The following is a 23,138-nucleotide window of genomic DNA, read 5'->3' on the forward strand; positions in this document are numbered from 1 at the left end:
TACTACACAAATGAATATACACGATTTTGTTGGGGGTGCAACAACAGTGTGCGAAACTAGTTGAATGGCAACGGATAAAAAACTAGATCTGCCCCATGTTTTCGGGGAAAATCAGCGTCGAAGAAGGTACGAAAAAGGCTGGTCACAGTCTGAACTTGCGCGTCGGATGCAAGACTACGGCTGGACGAAATACAGTCAGGTTGCCGTATCTAGAACTGAAGACGGCGAAAGGATGGTTCGCCTAGATGAAGGGCTAGCTCTGGCAAGTGTTCTCGAAACAACTCTTGATCGAATGACCGTTCCGCCTGACAGTTTCGCTACTTGGATTCAGGATCTGAAGGCGAGCGGGGAAAAGATGGTCGACGCTGCGAAAAAGTTGAATGATGCTGCGCGGGGATATGAGGATTTACGCCATGCAATTATTTACAACATAGAGACAATCTCTCTCGATGCCTCGAAGCAAAAAGCGGTGAAGTCTCTTAGGGAATCTCTCGAGAACGAGATTCACCACTTGAGGAACCTTACTAGCCTGTCCATCTATGATCTTCTGGACTGGATCGACGAAGAGGAATGGAAGATTGAAACAGGGATGGAGAATGAACTCTAATAAACTAACTCGCACTCCAGGCACTACTAATACGCGCCGTCGTAAGCCGTCTACGCGGTTCCCTAAAGGTGGCTGGCTTGGAACCTACGTTGATCCTGAGGGCAAGGAAAGGGGTAAGACTTTCGCCCGTAAGATCGACGCTCAGTCGTGGGCTGAGGGTGAAGCTGTAAAGATTCGTACCGGCACTTACATCAGTCCTACTGATGCCAGCACGACGATGAAAGTTTGGTCTGAACATTGGCTGAAGGGTCAAGAGGTCAACCGGCCTAGTTCGGTGAGACAAGCCAAGACTCATATCAAGCGGATCAACGCTACGTTTGGCGATATCGCGCTAAAGGATATTCGCCCTACGATGATCAAGAATTGGTTGTCATCTCTGAAGCAGGAAGGGCTTGCTGATTCCACTATTTACGCGCTCTATCGTCGGCTTGCTCATTTGCTCTCTGACGCTGTAGAAGACGGCCTGCTGGCACGTACACCGACCAGCCGTAAGGTTGCGCCTTCAGCAGGTAAGCAACGGCCCTATGTGGCTTCAGAGGCTCAAGTGTGGGCGCTGTATGACGCTATGCCTGAGGGCATGAAAAACGTTGTGTTGCTCGGCGCGTTTGCTGGTTTGCGTGTTGCAGAGATTTCGGCGTTGAGGGTGCAGGATGTGGACTCGTTGCGCGGGTATATCAACCCGGCGATTCAGTATCCAGGCGTTCCATTGAAAACGGCTGAGTCGAAGAATCCTATTCCGATTCCGCGTGATCTTGCTTTCGAGCTGAATAAGAATCCTGCTAAGTGGGGGAGTGAGACGTTTGTGACTCTGGAGAATGGTCGCCCTGCTGCGCCGTACACTATTGAGTCACGCTTTAGGACTGCCCGGGCCACTGTGGAGGGCTTACCGGAGGATTTCCGGATCCACGATCTACGCCACTTTTTTGCGTCGTTCTTGATTGATTCAGGGGAAGACGTAAAGAAAGTCCAGTCTGCTATGCGTCATGCTTCAGCGAAGACAACTCTCGATGTTTATGGGCATCTTATGGAAGACGCAAAAGAGTCCACACGTTCCGCCGTAGCTGGTGCTTTGGCGAATCGTGCGGACTCTCTGCGGACTAAACGGGGATAATCCCCGTCATCTAGCTAGCAGCCGTAGTACAGGTCGAACTCGTATGGGTTCGGACGCAGGCTCAGTGGCTTGATTTCGTTTTCGCGCTTGTACTCAACCCAGGTGCTGATCAGGTCTTCGGTGAATACTCCACCTTCGAGCAAGAACTCGTGATCTGCTTCCAGTGCCTTCAGGGCCTCTTCAAGGCTCTCGGGTGCACGCTGGATGTCCTTGGCTTCTTCTGCTGGAAGCTCGTAGAGATCCTTATCGATTGGCTCAGCTGGCTCAATACGGTTCTTGATGCCGTCCAGGCCTGCCATCAGCTGTGCAGCGAATGCCAAGTATGGGTTTGAGGAAGCATCTGGTGCGCGGAACTCGATGCGCTTTGCCTTAGGGTTCGAACCGGTGATTGGGATACGGATACCAGCCGAGCGGTTACCCTGCGAGTAAACCATGTTCACTGGAGCTTCGAAGCCCTTGACCAGACGACGGTAGGAGTTCACGGTTGGGTTGGTGAATGCAAGCACAGCAGATGCGTGCTTCAGCAGGCCACCGATGTACCAGCGAGCAACGTCGGACAGGCCAGCGTAGCCCTTCTCGTCGTAGAACAGTGGCTCGCCACCGGTCCACAGCGACTGGTGAACGTGCATGCCCGAACCGTTGTCGCCGAAGACTGGCTTTGGCATGAAGGTTGCGGACTTGCCCCAAGCATCGGCTACGTTCTTGACGACGTACTTGAAGAGCATCAGTTCGTCAGCAGCGTGAACCATGGTGTTGAACTTGTAGTTGATCTCAGCCTGGCCGGCTGCGCCAACTTCGTGGTGGCTACGCTCAACTTCGAGGCCAGCCTTGTCCAGCTCAACGCAGATAGCGTCACGCAGGTCAGCCTGTTTGTCAGTTGGAGCAACTGGGAAGTAACCGCCCTTGAAGGCAGTCTTGTAACCCTGGTTGCCACCCTCTTCCTTGCGGCCGGTGTTCCATGGAGCTTCGTCAGAATCGATCTTGTAGAACGCGCCTTCTGGCTTCGATTCGTAACGAACATCTTCGAAGATGAAGAATTCAGCTTCTGGAGCGAAGAATGCGGTGTCAGCAATGCCGGTCGACTCGAGGTAAGCCTCGGCACGCTCTGCAACGCCACGTGGGTCACGGTGGTAAGGCTCACCGGTACGTGGGTTGATGATGGAGAAGTTGAAAGCCAAGGTCTTCTCGATACGGAATGGATCGATGAAGCCGGTGGTGACATCTGGGATCAACTGCATGTCTGATTCAGAGATGCCAGCGAAGCCGCGGATGGAAGAACCATCGAAAAGCTGGCCGTTGACGAAGAAGTCGGCGTCTACGGACTTTGCAGGCACGTTGAAGTGCTGCTGTACGCCTGGCAGGTCGGTGAAACGGATATCGACGAACTTGATGTCCTCATCGGCAATATATGCCAAGACTTCTTCTGGACTGGTAAACATGTGCAGGTGACTCCCTGGTGAGATATGAGTTTTGGTAAACAGAACGATCAGACGGGATGGCCCCGCTGGTTCCCTTGCTTACGTATAGAGCTTACCCACAATCCGTTTCTGAATGGTGTCTCTATTGTTTCCAGCCTGTTACAAGGACGAAACTCGGGCATGTCGTATCGCTCTGATCTGGCACGATGCAGTTCGTAATAATCTGACTCGGACACTTAGCGTACTTTTTTGCGGTCAATTCACACCTTGTCACGACGCACAGAAAGGCTCGATAGACTTGAAGATGTGGAAAGAAAAGACTTCGGTTCGTGGCTTGAGGGCCCGCCACAGCACAGCACGCAACAATGGCCAGGACAAGATTTGGGCCGACCAGAAAAAGGCCCTGGGTCAATAGGACGCTTCCCTAAACGGGTCGGTGCATTGTTTATTGACTGGGGGCTGTCAATGCTCCTTAGCTGGTGGCTATTTGATCTAGGTGACCTTGCCACGCTGTTGCTGTTCTGTGCAGGACAGATTATCGGCGTAGGATTCACCGGCCACACCATTGGCCATAGAACTTTTGGGCTTCAGGTACAGTCCATGGATGGCTCGGCGCTAAGGCCCTTGCAAGGCCTGATCCGGTCTTTGCTCCTTTGCCTAGCAATTCCGGTATTCGTTACCGATAAAGACCAGCGCGGATTGCACGACCGGTTAGCCAAGAGCATTTTGGTCAACATCCGATGAGTGAAAAATTGTAGAGAAAACAAAGAAGCCGCAACAGGAAAAATTCCTGTTGCGGCTTCTTGCATGTCTAGTTCTTAGCGACCACGGGTTGCACGGCGGTTTGGCCGTACGCGGCTAGGGTCAACGCCCTTAGGGATAGGCAAGCGATTAGCAGTCAACGTGCTTAGACGCTTATCGATCGCGCTTACCTCAAGTTTGGTGATGGCCTTAGGAAGCTTCTTCATTTCCTTGCCGACGTTCACCAAGCTGGTCTGGTCTTCGTCCTGTCCAGCGTTGATGACGTGGATTGGGACGTTTGGAAGAACGCGAGCAATACGCTTGCGTTCGGAGCTAACGAGTTCGCGAACACGAGTCTTAGGACCTTCGGTAACCAGCACAACACCGGGACGACCGACGGCGAGGAAAACCAAATCCTGGTGGCGGTTGTAAGCCACTGGTTCCTGCTTCAGGATCCAGCCACGACGCAGCACGCTCATCGCGGCACCGGCAGCACCGGGACGACCTTCAAGCTGTGAGAAGGCGGCTCTTTCGGCACGACGGGACATGATGAACATTGCCGCAAGAAGAGCCAGTGGAATGGCGATGATCAACATGGTGATCCAGTTGTTGATCAAGATACCGATGACCAAGCAGACTGCAATTACAGCCAAGGCTGCCAGTGCCATCCACCAAACGACCATAGGGTCGTTGCGGCGGGTCATCTGGAAGACTTGTCCGATTTGCTTCAATCGGCCTGGTTCTTTGTTCTTCTTCTCAGCTTTTGGTTTACGCGAAAACAGGCCACGCTTTGGTTGCGCGGCTGCTTCGTTGTCGGAGTTTTTGGCCATAGTGCCTTAATTCTACGCGATATTGATCAGAGTTCTAAGCCCAGAGCGGGCGCGCGGGAAAATCATCTGCATGTGACGATCAATTGATATGTCAAAGGCCTCGTAGCCGTTGTTCAAAATTGAACTAGGGGACTACGAGGCCTTCGCAAATGTTCACAACCGAGAAGCTTTACTTGATCAGTGAAGCGGCTTCCTGACGGGTGTTGCCTGAGGATTCGATGTGCGAAAGTTCTTCTGGAATCTCGCGACCCTTCTTGCGCATGGCGCCTGCCCAGAGGCGACCGGCACGGTATGAAGAGCGGACCAATGGACCAGACATGACGCCAGCAAAGCCGAGCTCTTCAGCTTCCTGTTGCAATTCAACAAATTCCTGAGGGGTAACCCAACGATCCACCGGCAGGTGAAGATCGGTTGGGCGCAGGTACTGCGTCAAAGTCAGCAGGTCGCAACCGGCTTCATAGAGATCGCGCATGGCCTCGGAGATTTCCTCACGAGTTTCGCCCATGCCCAAGATCAAGTTCGACTTAGTGATCAATCCGCGCTTACGACCGTGGGAAATGACATCCATGGAACGGTCGTAGCGGAATGCTGGGCGAATACGCTTGAAGATACGTGGCACGGTTTCAACATTGTGCGCGTAAACCTCTGGAGCGGAGTCGCAGATAACGTCAAGATTCTCTGGCTTTCCTGAGAAGTCAGGAATCAGCAATTCAACACCGGTGGTTGGATTCATCTTGTGAATCTGACGGACGGTCTCGGCGTACAGCCAGACACCTTCGTCTTCGAGATCATCGCGGGCGACACCGGTGACGGTGGCGTAACGAAGATCCATCTTCTTTACGCTCATGGCGACCTTGAAAGGTTCCGAGCGATCGATAGGGGATGGCTTGCCGGTAGCGATCTGGCAGAAATCGCAACGACGAGTGCACTCGGATCCACCGATGAGGAATGACGCTTCGCGGTCTTCCCAGCACTCAAAAATGTTTGGGCAGCCTGCTTCTTCGCAGACAGTGTGAAGTCCTTCGGACTGCACGAGGTTTTTTAGGCCAACGTATTCGGGCCCAATGTTCAGCTTTGCCTTGATCCATTCGGGCTTACGTTCCACTGGCACTGCAGCGTTTCGCTTTTCAACGCGAAGCATGCGGCGGCCTTCTGGTGCGACGCTCATTAACGGCTCTTTCTTTCGGAGGGAATGATTGTCTAAACGATTTGAGGGGTAAGAAGTCGTTCGAGTTCGACCTGCACGCGGTCGACGATGTCTTCTGGGGTAACAGTACGACCTAGCTCAGCTGAGATGGTGGTGACACCTGCATCGGTAATACCGCACGGGATGATCTGCTCGTAACCGGTGAGCTCATTCGAGCAGTTTAATGCGAAGCCGTGCATGGTCACACCGTGACTAATGCGAAGGCCAATGGCAGCAATTTTTCTGTCTTGCTCGCCATCCTTACCGGGAACCCACACGCCGGAGCGGCCCTTGATCTGGGCTGTGGGGATACCGAGTTCACTGACAACGTTGATCAGTGCTTCCTCGATGGTTTCAACGTAGAGACGTATTGCGCTCATTTTGCGAAGCTTAACGATGGGATAGCCGACCAGCTGTCCCGGTCCGTGCCACGTGAGCTTTCCGCCTCGGTCTACGTCTACAACGGGTGTGCCGTCTAACGGAAGATCCTCCGGTTCGGTCCTCTTGCCTGCGGTATAGACCGCTTCATGCTCGAGGAACAAAACTCGCGGAGCCTGTTCGTCCGCGGCTACCGCATCATGCAACTGGATTTGGTAGTCCCAGGCTTCCTTATAGGGCACAAATTTTGAGCCTAGTCCGACTCGTTCGAATTCGATCGCCATGAGGGTTACCCTACGCCGATGTCTTTGCTGTCGCTAATTCGCTTGACGAGCCAAAATCTGTGGATAACCAACTTGTGTTTCTGGTTTTTGGACTACAACGGAGACATGAATGAATCAACGAATGTCTTATCGTGGCCAATCAGTCCCGGGTACGTCACGGTTAGACCATTAAGTGCCAAGTCACCGTGCAAAGTTTGGTTGCTGCGCCGGGAAAGTGATCAGTCTTACATGGTGCTAAAACTGAGTTTGACTATGGAGAACGTCACCTCGTTGAGGCAAAACGCCATCACTGAATCGAGGAAATATGTCGTCGATTTTTACGGGACGTTATCGACACAATTGGGTGATGGGTTGATCATGGAATACTGTCCCGGCGGAAGCGTCGCCGAGCTGGTCCATAGCCGTGGTGTCTTCAGCCTTGGAGAATGTATTACTGCGCTGGCCCCGGTCGCTCAGACATTGTCGGTGATGCATTCCGCAGGCACGAGGCATGGTGATCTGTCGCCAGCCAATGTCCTGCTTACTGCCAGTGGAATGCCTAAAATTATTGACTTCCAGGAAGCTGCATCAGAGACACAAATCCCCTCAGGTGCAGGCACACCCGGATTTATGGCCCCTGAAGCCAGTTCTGGAGAACTAGAACCCCAAGTGGGGGCGCAGGACGTTTACTCTTTGGGTGCTTGCCTATGGTTCTTGCTCTCAGGTCGGCCACCGGATCCTGAATGGAGTCGGGCTCCGGCCAGCGTCATGTTCCCAACCATCCCCGACATTGTCCACGAGCTACTGATTGAGTCATTGAGCGTTGACCCGCACAGCAGGCCTACGGCTGAGCAATTCGCCAGAACGCTATTTTCTAGTAGCGCGGCTGAGCCGATTCATTGGGAAGGGCACGTATCTGAGGATGCTACCCATTTGATGGAAACTATTCATCCGGAGATTGATCACCGGGGTCTGCGCAGTCGAAATCAGCACAGACGAGATCGAGCAGAGTCGAAGATATGCGCGGGATCCGACAAGAGTACAAATATGCACAAGCTTCGCCGCACACCCGGAGCTCTTAAAGTTGCGGGGACTGTGGTGCTAGGAATCGGAGTTTTGCTGGGAAGTTTGGTGGGTGTCAATCACCTTCGTGCTGCCACAGCATCGGACCCCAGCGCTGAATTGGTAACGCCATTGGCAGAGCCAAGCTGTCGAATCGATGATGCAGGACAGGAACCTGCCTGCGTGCTTCAGCAGGACACGGTAACTTCTGCGTTTCTCAGTCTTACTAAAAAGCGTGATGCGGCCATGGGCGCGATGAATACCAAGGCGTTGAAGGCTATCTACGCTCCGGGATCGGAGCAATTGAAACGCGATTTGGAAACAATCAAAGCGCTAGAAGAGATGGAACTGAGATTTGAAGGTCTGGAGACCCATCTTCAAGATGTGAAAGTGACTGCGCGCGGGCAAGGAAACTCGGTAATGCTGGCGGCCACTTCAACCCAGCCTGACTATAAGTACAGGGATCTGGAGGGCAAGAACGTGCATACAGTTAAATCTGCAGAACCTCAACGCGTTGAGATTGAACTGGTGCTCATTGATGAACAGTGGAAGCTCGGTAAGGTGATCCGTCATTAAACGCGCAATGGCAGGAACTGTAAACCAGCACGAGTAGTGCGCCAGTTACTGTTCCTGCCAAAGGTCAGAGTCTTGTTTAGACCCAGAGGGTGGCAACGGCAATGTTGATGAATGCCATTCCGCCTACGGCGTGGGCAAGGCCAGTCGAGACCTCTTCGCCAGCCTTGATCTTCTTGCGGCCGAGGAATGCGGCTACAGCGATCACGATAGCGATGACAATCTTCACGGCAATTTTTGCGTGGTTCACTGGATCGGTGCCAGCCTCAGCGATGCCTACCAGCGCAAGTCCGGTGACAAGCTGTGCCAGGGCACCGTACCACTGCCAGACATTGACAGTTGGCGTTTTGAAGTTGGCTAGCCAACCACCGAAGATTGCTCCAGCTCCGAGGATGTGAACAAATACCAAAATGACTTTAAGGATTTCCATAGTCCTAGCCTAATCTAAATTCGACGTAACGTAGAAAACAAAGATCGTCCCTGCTGAAAGGTCAGCAGGGACGATCTTTGTTGCGGCTATTGGTCTAATCTAAGACTTAGAGTCCTAGATCGCCTTCGAATGCGCCACCCTCAAGGCGAGCCTTGACGGTCTGCAGGAAGCGACCTGCGTCAGCACCGTCAACCAGACGGTGATCGTAGGTCAGGCACAGGTACATCATGTGACGGATTGCAATCGAATCGTTGCCATCTGCATCGGTGATGACCATTGGACGCTTGACGATCGCACCGGTGCCCAGGATTGCTACCTGTGGCTGGTTGATGATCGGGGTGTCAAACAGTGCGCCGACCGAACCAATGTTGGTGATCGAGAAGGTGCCGCCCGACAGCTCATCAGGACCGATCTTGTTGCTACGGGTACGTGCAGCAACATCGGCGATGCGCGAAGCCAAACCGGCGAGGTTCAGATCTCCTGCGTTCGATACAACTGGAACCAAAAGGCCCTTGTCGGTATCGACTGCAAATGCCAAGTGCTCGGCATTGTGGTAGGTGATCTGCTGAGTCTCTTCGTTGTACTCTGCGTTCAACTTCGGGTGAGCCTTCAAGCCTTCGGCAACAGCCTTAGCGATGAATGGCAGGTAAGTCAGGTTCACGCCGTTGGTGGCCTTGAAGCTGCTCTTAGCCGAACCGCGCAGCTTGACGATGCGGGTCATGTCGATCTCGTGGACCTGGGTCAGCTGAGTCGAAACGTCCAGCGACTCGCGCATACGACGGGCAATAACCTGACGGATGCGTGGAGCCTTTTCGGTGGTTCCGCGTAGCGAGGAAGCCTCGACAGCCGGGGCAGCTGGCTTGGCTGCTGCAGGAGCAACAGCTGGTGCGGACGATGCGGCAGGAGCAGCTGCTTCCTTAGCGGAAACGGCATCAAGCACGTCCTGCTTACGGATGCGACCGCCAACGCCGGTGCCCTTGACCGATGCGATGTCGATTTCGTGCTGGTTAGCAAGGCGGCGAACCAGTGGGGTTACGTAACCCGACTCGTTGTTCGACTCTGCAGCAGGAGCTTCTTCCTTAGCTGGAGCAGCTGGAGCAGCAGGTGCTTCTTCCTTCGCAGGTGCAGCTGGAGCAGCAGGTGCAGCCGGAGCGGCAGCAGGTGCCTCTTCCTTCGCAGGAGCCGCAGGAGCTTCTTCCTTAGCAGGAGCAGCAGCGGCGCCAGCGGCACCGATCACTGCGAGAACTGCGCCAACTTCAGCGGTCTCGTCTTCTGGAACACGGATTTCCAGAAGGGTACCGGCAACAGGGGAAGGAACTTCGGTGTCGACCTTGTCGGTGGATACCTCAAGCAAAGGCTCGTCGACGGCAACTTCTTCGCCAACTTCCTTCAACCAACGGGTAACGGTACCTTCGGTAACCGATTCGCCCAGAGCTGGCAGGGTAACTTCGGTGCCCGAAGCGGAACCGGCCGATGGAGCAGCAGCTGGTGCTTCTTCCTTAGCTGGAGCTTCTTCCGCTGCAGATGCAGCCGGAGCTTCTTCCTTGGCTGGTGCTTCTTCAGCAGCTGGTGCGGCAGGAGCGGCGTCGCCGGATCCCGAACCGTCGCCAATGCGAACCAGTGGAGCGCCAACTTCAGCGTCCTCGTCCTCAGCCACGAAGATTTCCTCAATGATGCCAGCAACTGGCGAAGGAACTTCAGTGTCTACTTTGTCGGTGGACACTTCCACCAACGGCTCGTCTACCTCTACGCGGTCGCCGACCTGCTTCAGCCAGCGAGTTACCGTACCTTCGGTAACGCTTTCACCCAGTGCGGGTAGGTTTACGGTTTCAGACATCGTCCCGTATCTCCTTGGTTTTTAAATCTTGAATTGTGGGTGGAGGCCGAGCCTCCGAGCTTTGTGCACTAGGCAGCGCGTTCGTCGAACGCGCTGCCTAGTGAAATCAAAAGCTATTAGCCGTGTAGTGCAGCGCCGGCCAGAGCCATAGCTGCTTCGCCCAATGCTTCGTTCTGAGTTGGGTGAGCGTGGATCAGCGGAGCGATGTCCTCTGGGTATGCTTCCCAGTTAACAATCAACTGTGCTTCACCGATCTGCTCGCCGATGCGACCGCCGATGCCGTGAACGCCCACGATTGGACCGTTCTTGACGCGAACCATCTTGATCAGACCGCTGGTGCCCAAGATTGCGGACTTACCGTTACCAGCGAGGTTGTACTCGGTGGTTTCGATCTGGTCTGCTCCGAACTTCTCTTTAGCCTTAGGCTCGGAGTAGCCGACCGATGCAATCTCTGGTTCGCAGAAGGTGACCTTCGGGATGTTGATGTCCTCGATGATCGCTGGCTTCAGACCGTTGATTTCCTCGATCACGAAGCGACCGTGCTGGTAACCGCGGTGTGCAAGCTGTACGCCTGGGACAATGTCGCCAATTGCGTAGATGTTGCCAACGCCGGTGTGCAGACGCTCGTCGGTGATCACGAAGCCGCGATCGATGGTGATGCCCTGCTCTTCGAAGCCAAGACCCTCGGTAACTGGACCGCGACCCACTGCAACCAGAACGATGTCTGCTTCCAGTACGTTGCCGTCAGCCAGCGAAACCTTGACGCCGTTGGCGTTCTGCTCGACCTTTTCGAAGAAGACACCAGTGTTGAACTTGATGCCACGCTTCTTAAAGCGCGCTCCAAGGTCTTGATGATGGCTGGATCTTCGTTAGGAACCAGCGACGGCAGGCCTTCAACGATGGTGACGTCGACGCCGAATGAGTTCCATACGGAAGCGAATTCAACACCGATAACGCCGCCGCCGAGCACGATGGCGCTCTTTGGCATGTCTTCCATGTTCAATGCTTCGGTGCTGGTCATAACGCGGCCACCGATTTCCAGACCGAAGGTCTTGGAAGTGGAGCCGGTTGCCAAGATGATGTTCTTGCCCTTGTAAACGGTGCCATCAACATCGATGGAATCCTGGGAGACAAGACGGCCGTTACCAGTGATAACGTTGACCTTCTTCATCTTGAGCAGGCCCTGCAAGCCCTTGTACTTTCCGGCAACAATGCCTTCTTTGTACTTGCGCACGCCACCCAAGTCGATTGACTCGAGCGAGGAGTTGATGCCGAACTTGGCACCCTCGCGAGCGTTTTCAGCCAACTCTGCAGCGTGCAGGTAAGCCTTGGTTGGGATGCAGCCGGTGTGAAGGCAAGTGCCGCCCAGCTTTTCCTTTTCAATCAATCCAACGGTGTAGCCCAGCTGGATGGCACGCAATGCTGCCGAGTATCCAGCGGATCCACCGCCGAGGATGAGGACATCAAATTCTTGCGTTGCTGCCGAATCGGCCACGTGAACGCTCCCTCGTATTCGCTAAGTGAGGCCGGCTTTGGCCGACCAGGGGATCGGTCGCAGATCTTTGGGAGCATTACGCTGGTTGGCGCGCACCATAGATCCACGGTGATGTTTCAAAACTTACCTTAGTACCGCATACCTGCCAGAGTCACCTTCGAGGGCGTAAAAGTCAGGCATGTCTCTTATTTTTAATCTCATCCCGGCATCCGATTGCCATCGGCAGTGATACCGGGATGAGATTAAGAGCTAAAAATGCTGATGAAGCAGACTGCTCATCGGTGCCTAATTTGCGGCGAGCTGCTCCGCGTAGGCAACCAACGTACGAACCTGTGAGCCAGTTCCGTTCTTCGGGGTGTAGCCCCAAGCGCTACCTTCATTAAAGGCCGGGCCAGCAAAGTCGATGTGTGCCCATGGGATCTTCTTGCCGTCAACTTCGCCGACAAATTCCTCAAGGAAGACGGCTGCGGTCATCATGCCACCCATGCGCTCACCGATGTTCGCCAAGTCGGCAACTTGGGATTCGATGCTTGGACGCAGCTCTTCTGGCAGCGGCATTGCCCAAGCAAGCTCGCCCACCTGATCGGATACTGCAACAAGATCGTTGGTGACCTGTTCGTTGCCCATGATGCCAGCGGTACGCAGACCAAGCGCCAGCATCTGTGCACCGGTAAGGGTAGCGATGTCGATCATGACATCTGGCTTTTCCAAGCTGGCAGCGGCCAAACCGTCGGCCATAACCAAACGGCCTTCAGCGTCGGTGTTCAAAACCTCTACGGTTTTGCCACCAAACATGGTCAGGACATCGCCCGGACGCGTCGAAGCGCCACCTGGCATGTTTTCAGCCAAGCAAAGCCACGCGGTGACCTTGACGTTGAGACCCAGCTCGGACACTGCGGCCACAGTCTGGAACACTGCTGCGGCTCCGGACATGTCAGACTTCATGGCGTGCATGCCAGCAGCTGGCTTTAGCGAGGTGCCACCGGTGTCAAAGGTGATGCCCTTGCCGATTAGCGCAATGTGCTTGGTTGCCTTAGCGGGGAGTACTCCACCTTGACCATTCGAGGCTGACGTACTGAACCGCCACCAACTCCGATCAGACCACCGAAGCCATCCTTAGCCAGGCGCTTCTCGTCAAAGACCGTGACCTTCAGCGGAAGCGACTTGGAGTAATCCTTCACTGCGGTAGCAAATGATTCAGGGTAGAGAACATTGGCTGGTGCATTGATCAGGTCGCGGGTGCCGCGAACAGCACGTCCGAGCACAGCCGCACGCTTCAAGACCGCAGGAAGGTCTTTGGAAGTGGCCACCGAAGTTGCAATCTGCGCTTCGGCCAAGACTGGCTTGTCGCTCTTCTTTGAGCGGTGGTTCTCGTAGCGGTAGCTGCCCAGGGCGATACCTTCGGCGATGGCTGCGACACGTTCGACCGTCTCGGAAGGCAACACGAAGATGGCGGTTTTGGTATTGGTCAGCTGGCGTGCAGCGGATCCGGCGGCACGACGAAGCTTCTCTTCGGTGAGTTCAGCTAGTTCTTCAACGCCCAGACCAATGAAAAGCAGAACCTTTGCCTTGGACCCCTCAACGCCTGGAAGCAAGGTGGCTTCGTCAGCCTTACCCGAAGCTCCTAGCGTGGTCAGCGACTGCTCCAGCGAAGAAGTAGTTTCCGAAGTGAAAGGCGAGGCAACGATGGTTGCTTTACCGTCATTCTTCAATACGCCCAAAACGAGGGTATCGGCGCTCTTGCGCTTAATGTCAGTGCCAATGGCGCTCAAAGTGAGATCACTTGAGTTGATCACAAAATCATTCCTTCTGTGCCTTTGTAGGGTCTGAGGTCCAGTGCTCCGGAATGGTAATCCGAAACGTAGTGCATGCTGTTGAGCAAAACACTTGCTACCTCTGATGTTATCCGAGGAAAAGGTTCATCGTGCGTCACTTCACAGCGAGCGTAAGCATCGAAGCGATAGTATGTAATATCGCGGTTAAATTAGGGTGAATTGGAAGATTACGAACGCCCGAGGTCCGCTAACAAGCAAGTCGGCACTGAATGAGGAGAAAATGTCCAAGGAATCGTTGATGACGTTGGTCGCAGACGACTTGGATAATTCACGCCTCCAAGGCCTCGGAATGTACGTTTTGCTCAAGAGCATGAGTGATGCGGGACAGAGCCAATCTCAGGTCACCAACGAACTATTTGGTCGTCTGGACTCTGAACTGTTTGCAACTTTTGATGCTGATGAACTGGTTGCCTACACCTCCCAGCGTCCACGGTTGACCTTCCTGGGTGATCACTTTGCCGCCTACCAAGCGCCCCGTATTGAGATTTACTTGATGACCGATGGGATGGATCGAAAATTCTGGTTCCTCACTGGAGTAGAACCTGATCTCAAATGGGAACGCGTCATCGCAGAGATTCTCGGATTTATCGAAGCCTTTAACGTGGCTCTAGTTGTTGGCTCTGCTTCGCTTCCGATGCCGGTTCCACACACCCGCCCGGTAGGCGTGACGGCTCATGGAAACCGCAAAGATTTGATCGAGAACATTTCAACGTGGAGCCCCACCGTTGAATCGCCGGCTGGAATTACGTCGTTACTCGAAATTCGGATGACTGAAGTCGGCCGCGACATTGTGGGTTATTCTCTGCACACCCCACACTATTTAGCCGAATCCGAATATCCAGCGGTAGCGGTAGCGACCCTAGAGTACGTCGGTGCCGCCCTGAAGCTCGCGCTTCCCACAGACAAACTTCGCGAGGCTGCTCGACTTCTTGAACAGCAACTAGCGGAGCAACTTGAAGCTAACAATGATGTTCGCCAAATGGTGGATGGATTTGAAGAACGCTTTGATGCCCACGTGAAGGAGCATGAGCCGCGCTCGTTGCTTCTTGACGAGGACAAGCAGATGCCGGGCGCGGAGGAACTGGGCGCAAGCGCCGAACACTTCCTCTCGCTAATCGAAAATACCAATGATTGGTTAAGGAACGGGCGCGAAGAGCCCCAATCAGGTGATCAAGACCAGTGAGTCAATCGCATTTGAATTCGTCGAAGTCCTGGTTGGTTTTCGGATTCGCAATTCTTGCTTATATATCCGCAATTTCACAACGCACTAGTTTTGGTGTGGCCGGCATTGAAGCCACTGAGCGCTTTCATGCCAGTGCGCAGATCCTAGCGACATTCTCAGTAGTTCAGTTAGTTGTCTACGCTGGGGCCCAAGTTCCAGTCGGCCTACTTCTTGATAAGTATGGGCCGCGCATACTGATCACCTGTGGTGCGTTACTAATGTCCGCTGGACAAGCGTTTCTCGCCATGTCGGTCAACGTTCCCATGGGTTTGATTGGGCGCGTCATGGTTGGCATGGGCGATGCGATGGTTTTTGTTTCCGTCCTCAAACTCTTGCCCCTGTGGTTCTCCGGATCAAAAATTCCCGTGCTCACACAGCTCACCGGTACCTTCGGTCAGCTTGGTCAATTGATCAGTATTTTCCCGTTCCACCTGATGCTGCTCAACGCCGGCTGGTCGCCAGCGTTCTCGGTAATGTCCGGGTTTGCCTTCGCTACGTTCATTACGACGATTGCATTTGTGCGCAACGGCTCTGGCTGGGAGGGTTCAGCCCACAGCTCGCATCCCAAGGATTCACGGATCGCCCTTGCACTGAAGCAGCCAGGTACCCGGCTGGGGTTCTGGACCCACTTCACTACCGCATTTATGGCGAACACCTTCATGATGACGTGGGGCTACCCGTTTCTGGTTGAAGGACAAGGCTTAGACAGCACGTTGGCCTCCGGGCTTATGTCCGTCTTTGTTGTCGTCGCGGTTGTCTTGGGTCCTGTGCTTGGAACGCTCACCGCACGCCATGCGCAACATCGTTCCAATTACGCGTTGAGCATTATTGGCCTCATGCTGCTTTTGTGGGCTGTTGTGCTTCTTTGGCCGGGACACGCGCCGTTGTGGATACTGATTATCTTGATGATCAGCGTCGCAGCCGGTGGTCCTGCCTCGGTGATCGGGTTCGATTTTGCCCGCACCTTCAACCCGCCACGCATCTTAGGCACCGCCACGGGTCTGGTGAATACCGGTGGTTTTATCGGTGCATTCGTCACGATCTACGTCATTGGGTTCATTCTCGATTTGCTCAACAACGCCAACGGCTCCACCGGCGAGTTGTACAGTCTCGGATCATTCAGAATCGCACTGTCGTTCCAATTTGTCATGGCAGCAATAGGCATTACTTTTATGCTGATCGAACGACGCAAAGCTCGCCGATTCCTAGCAGAGCAGTAGTCCATCGCCACTAGCGTCCTAGGTTCTCCACAACTGGCCAGTTCTAAGAAATAAAGCTAGTAGATGCAGTGCACGGTAAGTGCATGACAACTACACCAGAACGCCAGCCGCTATCGCTGTCCAGTTACAAAGACATTTTGGCCTATGTGCCGCATGCCCTTGGGTTCCATCCTCGTAATTCAGCGGTATTGCTACTTATTGAAGATGATCGTCTTGAAGCCACGTTGCGGGTTGACTTACCGCCATCTACTCGGCGCGAAGACGTGGAGAATTGGTCCAGCCAGGTCAACCGACTCCTTGAACGGATCCCTAGCGTCCAAGACGTCGCTCTGGTGATCTACGCTCCGGAAGATCGCCTCGCTCAGCTTGACGCGCCCTACTCATCGCTGGTGAACCATCTCGAAACCACCCTGAGTCGCAGAAGAATCCGCCTACGCCACGCGTGGTGCTTACGCGCCTCAATGATTTGGGACTACGACCCAGAAGAGGGTAACTGCGCCAAGGCCGTACCGTCACTGGTCACTAATGAAACTCACCTATCGATGGTCCTGGCTGGATCCGCACCGATGGACACGCCATGGGATGGAACCGGTATCGCAAAATGGTCAAATTCCAAAGATGTTCTCCACCTTGTTGTAGATCAAGGTGGCAACGTCATGGAGTGCCTCGAAACATGGAATCGCACTCTAAAGATGACGCAGAAAGATTCAGAGTCATCCTTGCGCGATGATCCGAGATTGGCTGCTTTACTTCTTGGATCCTTACAGACGAAATTCGTTCGAGACCTCTTGCCGTATCTGGCTGGCCAGGGACTAGAAGACACCCTGGACATCATTTTTGGCGTTTCATTTGACGCGCAGGAGGGTGCCATCGCCCCGTTATCTGATTATCTGCTTGGTCGGGGCTGGTATGCACCAGATTGGCGCAGGGTGGATCGACTGTGGGAGGTTGCTCGTGACCTTTTAGGTGTAGCGTGCGACGATAGCCGACACGCCTTACTGTGCATTCTGGCTTGGATTGAATGGGCAAGAGGGCGAGGGTCAATGGCGTTGGCACTACTGAACCAGGCGGTGGAAGAAAACGAGAAGTATGAATTAGCAGCGTTGCTTCAGAAACTCATGTCTCACGGCATTATGCCCTCGTGGGCAACGGATCAACTTCGTGCCTGGCGTGCGAACTTCGCGTGACACGGGCTCACCGGGGTGTCTCAAGTGGTGTCTGGGTGGTAATTCGTGGATAATGAAATTACAGACCCGGTTAGGTTCGAATTGCCTTGGCCTGAAATCTCACGATTTTGGGAACATAAGGCGGGCTTGAAGCGTTGTTATCAATGTGCCAGCCCCGGCGTTTAGTCACTGATTAAACGTCTTCGGACTTGACAGGGTCATAGTGGTGTTACCGGCAGGTGCATCCGGAACGCATCGTTAGAAAGGTTATTCGTGTCATCTTCTGAGACGAACGCTAATCGTCAAGCAACTGAGGCCACTGAGGCCGAGGTCCCCGAGGCAGAGGTACCAGCAGAAACTCCTGCGGCGAAGAAGCGTGCAACCAAGGCTAAGCCTCGGACCAAAAAGGTAGCTGCAGATACTGCAGCACAGGACGAATCAACCCCAGCTGTCGCAGAAGGCGACGACGATGCTGAAGAAAGCACCGATTCGAAGTCTGACGACAATTCGAAGGGCTTCACCCTCTCCAGCGGTGACGACGACGCTCCTCAGCAGCAGGTTATGGTCGCCGGCGCGACGGCTGACCCGGTCAAGGACTACCTGAAGCAGATCGGTAAAGTTGCCCTGCTGAACGCAGAGCAGGAAGTCGATTTGGCTCTGCGCATCGAAGCGGGCCTTTTTGCTACCGACAAGCTGGAGAAGGACACCGGCGCCATTGACCAGCGTTTGCGCTGGGACTATGAGCAGATCATTCACGACGGCAAGATCGCAAAGAACCACTTGCTGGAAGCAAACCTCCGTCTGGTTGTTTCGCTGGCTAAGCGTTATACCGGTCGTGGCATGCTCTTCTTGGACTTGATCCAGGAAGGTAACTTGGGTCTGATTCGTGCCGTTGAAAAGTTTGACTACACCAAGGGCTTCAAGTTCTCGACTTACGCTACCTGGTGGATCCGTCAGGCTATTACACGAGCCATGGCTGACCAGGCTCGTACCATTCGTATTCCAGTACACATGGTTGAAGTCATCAACAAGTTGGCGCGAGTACAGCGTCAGATGTTGCAGGACCTCGGTCGCGAACCAACTCCTGAAGAGTTGGCCAAGGAACTGGACATGACTCCTGAAAAGGTTGTCGAAGTTCAGAAATACGGCCGCGAACCAATCTCACTTCACACTCCACTGGGTGAAGATGGCGATTCCGAGTTTGGTGACCTGATCGAAGACTCTGAAGCAGTTGTGCCAGCAGACGCTGTGTCATTCACTTTGCTCCAGGAACAGCTTCACTCGGTTCTCGACACGCTCTCCGAGCGCGAAGCCGGCGTAGTGGCAATGCGCTTTGGTCTGACCGATGGTCAGCCGAAGACTTTAGACGAAATCGGCAAGGTTTACGGAGTTACGCGTGAGCGTATCCGTCAGATCGAATCCAAGACGATGTCTAAGCTACGTCACCCATCGCGTTCGCAGGTTCTGCGGGACTACCTAGACTAAAACTGAAAGCAAGATAGCCAGTTGAACTTTCGTTCAACTGGCTATCTTGCTTTTAAGACAAAATTGGCGGCCCACAAATAGTGGGCCACCAATTTCGAGCTAGACGAAAACGAGATTAGTCGTTAGCGTCAACCTTTGGCTTTTCGTAAAGTCGCGAGGATTCGTCCTGCCAAACTGAGGACTGTGGGCGTAGCTTAGGTTCCACATCGCGGGCGTGGTGAGCGCAGAACAGCAGCTCACCGCCGGTTGAAGCCAGCACGGCTCGCACGTAGGCCTGTGCACCACAGCGGTCGCACCGGTCAAGGGCGTTCAGTTCACGACTAGCGGTCGTAGTAGTCATTGCCAGCCTCCTAAAGTTGATGGTTACTCAATAGAACCAGTTTGGGCTTCGACTTTATCCCTAAAATGGCCGTCTTTCGCTCACCGCGTAGTTGATGTGGACAAGGTCATAGCTGTCATCGGTGGCGCCGACCGGCGGAAAATGACAGGTATTCGAACACAATAACGATTAGAATGGAAGACAAGACGTTCTTTCTTATGTAGGTAGGAGACTATAGCCCAGTGGCTTCATCCGACAATTACAGCGCGCGACATCTCTCTGTCTTGGAAGGCCTGGAAGCGGTTCGTAAACGTCCAGGCATGTACATCGGTTCAACCGACTCCCGCGGGCTAATGCACTGCCTATGGGAAATTATCGACAACTCTGTTGACGAAGCTTTGGGCGGCTTCGGTCAGGCAATCAACGTAATCCTGCATGCCGACGGATCAGTCGAGGTCCATGACGATGGCCGAGGCATTCCTGTTGATGTGGAACCCAAAACTGGTCTGAGCGGTCTGGAAGTTGTCTTCACTAAACTTCACGCTGGCGGTAAATTCGGTGGTGGCTCCTACAGCGCTTCCGGTGGTTTGCACGGTGTTGGCGCTTCGGTCGTTAACGCGCTATCGGCGCGACTTGACGTTGAAGTTGATCGTGGTGGCAAGACCTACAGCTTGCAGTTCCGCCGTGGAGAGCCAGGCAAGTTCTCGGACAAGGGACGCAAGAAGGCTGAAGCTCCCTTTACGCCGCACGAAAAGGCCACGATTCCCGAGGTCATCGCCAAAGCTAAACGTGGTGTAACCGGAACTCGAATTCGGTACTGGGCAGATAACCACATCTTTACCCCGGACGCCAAGTTCTCTTATTCGGACCTGCAGGATCGTGCTCGCCAGACCTCATTCCTCGTGCCAGGATTGCGCATTACTCTCCGCGACGAGCGTGGCCTGCCTGGTACACCCGGCGCTGAGGGACCGCATGAGGAAGTGTTCCAACACGACGGTGGTATCAGCGAATTTGTTGACTACCTCAGCAGTGACTCTCCAGTTACTGATATCTGGCGTTTCCAAGGCAGTGGTTCATTCCACGAAAAAGTTCCAGTCATTGATGACAAGGGGCGCAGCCACATGGAAGACGTGCAACGAGTTTGCGAAGTGGACGTGGCCCTGCGCTGGGGGATTGGCTACGACACTTCGGTGCGCAGCTTCGTCAACATTATTGCCACTCCCAAGGGCGGTACTCACAGTGCTGGTCTAGAGCAGGCGTTGCTCAAATCTTTCCGCAAGAATGTTGAAGCTAACGCCCGCAAGCTCAAGTTTGGCCAGAAGGACAAGCTGGAGAAGGACGACGTTCTTGCTGGCATGACTGCAGTGCTTACTGTTCGTCTTGCGGAACCACAGTTTGAAGGGCAGACCAAAGAGATTCTGGGTACCCCTCAGGTGCGCCAGATTGTCACCAAGGTGGTTGAGAAAGCGCTCAACGAACGCCTGGGATCCAACAAGCGCGCAGAAAAAGCAGAAGCAGCTACTTTGCTCGAAAAGGTAGTCAACGAGATGAAATCTCGTGTCTCTGCGCGTATGCACAAGGAAACCCAGCGTCGAAAGACCGCGCTGGAATCTTCGTCCCTACCAACCAAGCTGTTGGATTGCCGGAGTAAAGAGGTCGGGAAATCCGAGCTATTCATCGTTGAGGGCGACAGCGCATTGGGCACGGCTCGCTTGGCCAGATCAAGCGAGTATCAGGCTTTGCTTCCGATTCGCGGCAAGATCCTCAATGTGCAGAAGGCATCCATTTCGGACATGCTTTCGAATGCTGAATGCGCTGCCATGATTCAGGTCATCGGCGCCGGCTCGGGTCGAAGCTTTGACATTGAGCAGGCACGCTACGGAAAAATCATTTTGATGACGGATGCTGATGTTGACGGTGCGCACATCCGCACGCTGTTGCTCACGTTGTTCTATCGCTACATGCGTCCAATGATTGAGCATGGGCGCGTCTATGCGGCGGTTCCACCTCTGCACCGAATTGAAATCATCAATGCGGGATCCAAGCAGAACGAAGTGGTTTACACCTATTCGGAAGCGGAAATGAACCGTCTGCTTGCAAAGATCGAAAAAGAGGGTCGGCGTTACAAAGAGCCAATCCAGCGGTACAAGGGCTTGGGCGAGATGGACGCAGACCAGCTGGCAGAAACGACGATGGATCAGCGCCATCGGATGTTGCGCCGCGTTGGTATCGAACACGCGCAGGCCGCCGAGGAGGTCTTTGATCTGCTCATGGGCTCCGACGTCGCACCACGCAAGAAATTCATCATTGACGGTGCCGATGATTTGGAACGTGAACGTATCGACGTTTAGCGTTTAGAGCTCAAGAGTCCTTGGATGCAGTTCAATTGTGAACCGTATCCAAGGACTTTCTTGTTGCCTGCAAGTTCAGATTTGAAAGCTACCAAGCTAGCAGAGTTGGTGCGACTAACAAGATCGTGGGACAGGCTAGGAGCAGGACCGTGCTGGCAAGTACGAGGAAGCGAGCGAGCTTGTTCAGGGCAGTTTCGGGTGAGAGTAGACGCTGCAGTCGGCGTGAGGAAACCTCACCGCCGGGCATTCCGACCAACTCAGCATTGGACGAGCTTTTGATCATAGAAGCATCATCAACGGCTGCCGCGGTGGCGACGGTAACGATGGCTTTGAGCAGAGTCTGACGGTTGACCTGTTCCAGAGCTTTATCGTCGGCCAGCATTTCGATCAATTGACGCACGGCTTCTAAAGCCAGCTTGGAGGTTGGAAGCCAGGGGAGTGCCTCATTCCAAGCGGTAAAGGCCAAGATGAGCAAGTCGTGTCGTTGGTCCAGATGTGATCGCTCGTGCGTGATTACAGCCTGTTGTTCCTCTGGCGTAAGTTGAGTCAGCAGCCCGCGTGAAAGGACAGTAACTGACCTCGAAATGCCCGGCACACAGTAGGCCACCGGCATGTCATGATCAATGACTAATGTGTTTGGTCGAGTCTCTGAAGGATTACTCAGCAGTCGAAGTAACTGACGGTGCTTTGCTCGTTGCCTTGAGGTCCGCCATGCTGCTCGGATGAGGGTGAGCACCAGGTGGAAGCCAAATAGGAAGGCTGTACTGAGCGCAAAGAGGTGCACAACGCCTGGATATTGCACTTGCGGGTCGCCCATAAGCAGTCGCCAGCCGGCGTGCAACGCAGAAATGAGATTGTCGCCTAGAGGGGATAGCCCCCAGACCAGCATGGAGCCGATCATCGAAAGGCCACCGCCCAAAGCGATTGCTTGCCATAGAAGAACGGCCTGCACCGGCGCGCGCGTGATCCATTTAGCTTTTGATAATGCCAACGGCGTCGGCCACGCCAATGCGATAGCCAACGCCGCTAGGAAATATGAGGTGAGAAGCACTCAGTCCCCGAAGTTTGTCTAAATTATGCGGACTTTACTGAGTCCAAGATAGCACGCAGAGAAGCTGCTTCATCTGCTGTTATGCCGCCAATGAAACGGGCTAGGACTGCTTCGCGGTCCTGCGCGGTGCCAAGAGCCTCGTTGAGCAAGCCAACGGTGTGGTCTTCGCGCGAGGAGCAAGCAGCATAGCGATGAGGGCGTGTGGAGCGTTCACGTTCCACGAGCCCTTTCTTTTCTAGGCGGGCAAGCACCGTGAGCACCGTAGTAACTGCGAGTTCCTTCGCATCGGCGCCAAGTGCCGCAAGATCATCGCGAAGGTCATTCGCGGTGAGCGGTTCTGCAGAGTCCCACAGAAGGTCCATGACGGAACGTTCCAGGTCGCCAAGGCTGGCCACTAGGTCTTACCTCACTTGCTTTTAGTTCTTTCGCTGAACATGTTGGCCCAAGGCCTAGGTGTACAGCTTGAAACACCAATTGTAGCGATTTTTGCGCTAGATTTCTACAACGCGTAAAAGAGTGGTGATTCGTGTTGGTGACTCAGTGGGCTACGCGCGCAGT

17 protein-coding genes and 3 pseudogenes are annotated in these 23,138 nt (G+C 54.1%); 9 read left to right on the forward strand and 11 right to left on the reverse strand.

The features are described 5' to 3' along the window. The first annotated feature begins 64 nt into the window (after positions 1–64). Positions 65–607 (forward strand): helix-turn-helix domain-containing protein, encoded by a 543-nt coding sequence (locus N6V40_RS09475; RefSeq protein WP_262197461.1) that lies wholly within the window; start codon positions 65–67, stop codon positions 605–607. Next, on the forward strand, positions 597–1,718 hold the full coding sequence (xerC, locus tag N6V40_RS09480) for a site-specific integrase (protein WP_262197462.1): 1,122 nt from the start codon (positions 597–599) through the stop codon (positions 1,716–1,718). The genes N6V40_RS09475 and xerC overlap by 11 nt, the downstream gene beginning before the upstream one ends. Positions 1,719–1,732: 14 nt before the next feature. Here xerC and glnA read toward each other — a convergent pair whose 3' ends face one another. Beyond that, on the reverse strand, positions 1,733–3,157 hold the full coding sequence (gene glnA, locus N6V40_RS09485) for a type I glutamate--ammonia ligase (protein WP_131088540.1): 1,425 nt from the start codon (positions 3,155–3,157) through the stop codon (positions 1,733–1,735). Between the two features lie 285 nt (positions 3,158–3,442). On the opposite strand from glnA, the gene N6V40_RS09490 reads away from it, so the two are divergent. After that, positions 3,443–3,880, forward strand: a complete 438-nt coding sequence (locus N6V40_RS09490) for an RDD family protein (RefSeq protein ID WP_131088539.1) — start codon at positions 3,443–3,445, stop codon at positions 3,878–3,880. Positions 3,881–3,954: 74 nt separating this feature from the next. Here N6V40_RS09490 and N6V40_RS09495 read toward each other — a convergent pair whose 3' ends face one another. The 3 genes and pseudogenes from N6V40_RS09495 to lipB all read right to left on the reverse strand — a co-directional run. Then, a complete protein-coding gene (locus N6V40_RS09495; RefSeq protein WP_131088538.1) occupies positions 3,955–4,707 on the reverse strand; it encodes a DUF4191 domain-containing protein in 753 nt (250 codons plus the stop codon). A gap of 169 nt (positions 4,708–4,876) precedes the next feature. Next, positions 4,877–5,875, reverse strand: a complete 999-nt coding sequence (gene lipA / locus N6V40_RS09500) for a lipoyl synthase (RefSeq protein ID WP_131088537.1) — start codon at positions 5,873–5,875, stop codon at positions 4,877–4,879. A gap of 32 nt (positions 5,876–5,907) precedes the next feature. Then, positions 5,908–6,567: pseudogene (gene lipB / locus N6V40_RS09505) on the reverse strand (lipoyl(octanoyl) transferase LipB); the annotation flags it as partial. A 6-nt stretch (positions 6,568–6,573) separates the two neighbouring features. On the opposite strand from lipB, the gene N6V40_RS09510 reads away from it, so the two are divergent. Beyond that, positions 6,574–8,172, forward strand: a complete 1,599-nt coding sequence (locus N6V40_RS09510) for a serine/threonine protein kinase (RefSeq protein WP_131088535.1) — start codon at positions 6,574–6,576, stop codon at positions 8,170–8,172. A gap of 76 nt (positions 8,173–8,248) precedes the next feature. On the opposite strand, the gene N6V40_RS09515 is transcribed toward N6V40_RS09510, so the two are convergent. The 4 genes and pseudogenes from N6V40_RS09515 to N6V40_RS09530 form a co-directional block, all read right to left on the reverse strand. After that, entirely contained in the window at positions 8,249–8,599 is a 351-nt protein-coding gene (locus N6V40_RS09515) for a hypothetical protein (RefSeq protein WP_131088534.1), read from the reverse strand. 106 nt (positions 8,600–8,705) lie between these two features. Next, on the reverse strand, positions 8,706–10,436 hold the full coding sequence (sucB, locus tag N6V40_RS09520) for a 2-oxoglutarate dehydrogenase, E2 component, dihydrolipoamide succinyltransferase (RefSeq protein ID WP_131088533.1): 1,731 nt from the start codon (positions 10,434–10,436) through the stop codon (positions 8,706–8,708). 116 nt (positions 10,437–10,552) lie between these two features. Beyond that, positions 10,553–11,931 (reverse strand): annotated as a pseudogene (gene lpdA / locus N6V40_RS09525) (dihydrolipoyl dehydrogenase). Positions 11,932–12,216: 285 nt separating this feature from the next. Beyond that, positions 12,217–13,727 (reverse strand): annotated as a pseudogene (locus N6V40_RS09530) (leucyl aminopeptidase). Between the two features lie 259 nt (positions 13,728–13,986). Between N6V40_RS09530 and N6V40_RS09535 the strand changes: the two are divergent. From N6V40_RS09535 to N6V40_RS09550, 4 genes are all read left to right on the forward strand, one after another. Beyond that, positions 13,987–14,949, forward strand: coding sequence for a proteasome assembly chaperone family protein (locus N6V40_RS09535; protein WP_131088530.1), 963 nt, complete (start codon positions 13,987–13,989; stop codon positions 14,947–14,949). Then, positions 14,946–16,208 carry an MFS transporter gene (locus N6V40_RS09540; RefSeq protein ID WP_131088529.1) on the forward strand — a complete coding sequence of 421 codons (1,263 nt, stop codon included), beginning with the start codon at positions 14,946–14,948 and terminating at the stop codon, positions 16,206–16,208. The genes N6V40_RS09535 and N6V40_RS09540 overlap by 4 nt, the downstream gene beginning before the upstream one ends. 83 nt (positions 16,209–16,291) lie before the next feature. After that, positions 16,292–17,395, forward strand: a complete 1,104-nt coding sequence (locus N6V40_RS09545) for a DUF4192 family protein (RefSeq protein ID WP_262197465.1) — start codon at positions 16,292–16,294, stop codon at positions 17,393–17,395. A gap of 252 nt (positions 17,396–17,647) precedes the next feature. Continuing rightward, positions 17,648–18,859: an RNA polymerase sigma factor gene (locus tag N6V40_RS09550; RefSeq protein WP_262197466.1), complete on the forward strand. Its 1,212-nt coding sequence runs from the start codon at positions 17,648–17,650 to the stop codon at positions 18,857–18,859. Positions 18,860–18,974: 115 nt separating this feature from the next. Here the strand turns inward: N6V40_RS09550 and N6V40_RS09555 are convergent, their stop codons facing one another. Beyond that, entirely contained in the window at positions 18,975–19,199 is a 225-nt protein-coding gene (locus N6V40_RS09555) for a DUF7455 domain-containing protein (RefSeq protein ID WP_131088526.1), read from the reverse strand. A 221-nt stretch (positions 19,200–19,420) separates the two neighbouring features. Between N6V40_RS09555 and N6V40_RS09560 the strand changes: the two genes are divergently transcribed. Continuing rightward, positions 19,421–21,529, forward strand: coding sequence for a DNA gyrase/topoisomerase IV subunit B (locus N6V40_RS09560; protein ID WP_131088525.1), 2,109 nt, complete (start codon positions 19,421–19,423; stop codon positions 21,527–21,529). A gap of 88 nt (positions 21,530–21,617) precedes the next feature. Here N6V40_RS09560 and N6V40_RS09565 read toward each other — a convergent pair whose 3' ends face one another. Continuing rightward, the gene (locus N6V40_RS09565; protein ID WP_131088524.1) at positions 21,618–22,580 is read right to left on the reverse strand and encodes a M56 family metallopeptidase; all 963 of its coding nucleotides are present in this window, start codon (positions 22,578–22,580) and stop codon (positions 21,618–21,620) included. 23 nt (positions 22,581–22,603) lie between these two features. Further along, positions 22,604–22,975, reverse strand: coding sequence for a BlaI/MecI/CopY family transcriptional regulator (locus N6V40_RS09570; protein ID WP_131088523.1), 372 nt, complete (start codon positions 22,973–22,975; stop codon positions 22,604–22,606). Between the last annotated feature and the right edge of the window lie 163 nt (positions 22,976–23,138).

This window comes from Glutamicibacter sp. M10 (assembly GCF_025452055.1).
Taxonomy (GTDB): Bacteria; Actinomycetota; Actinomycetes; order Actinomycetales; family Micrococcaceae; genus Glutamicibacter.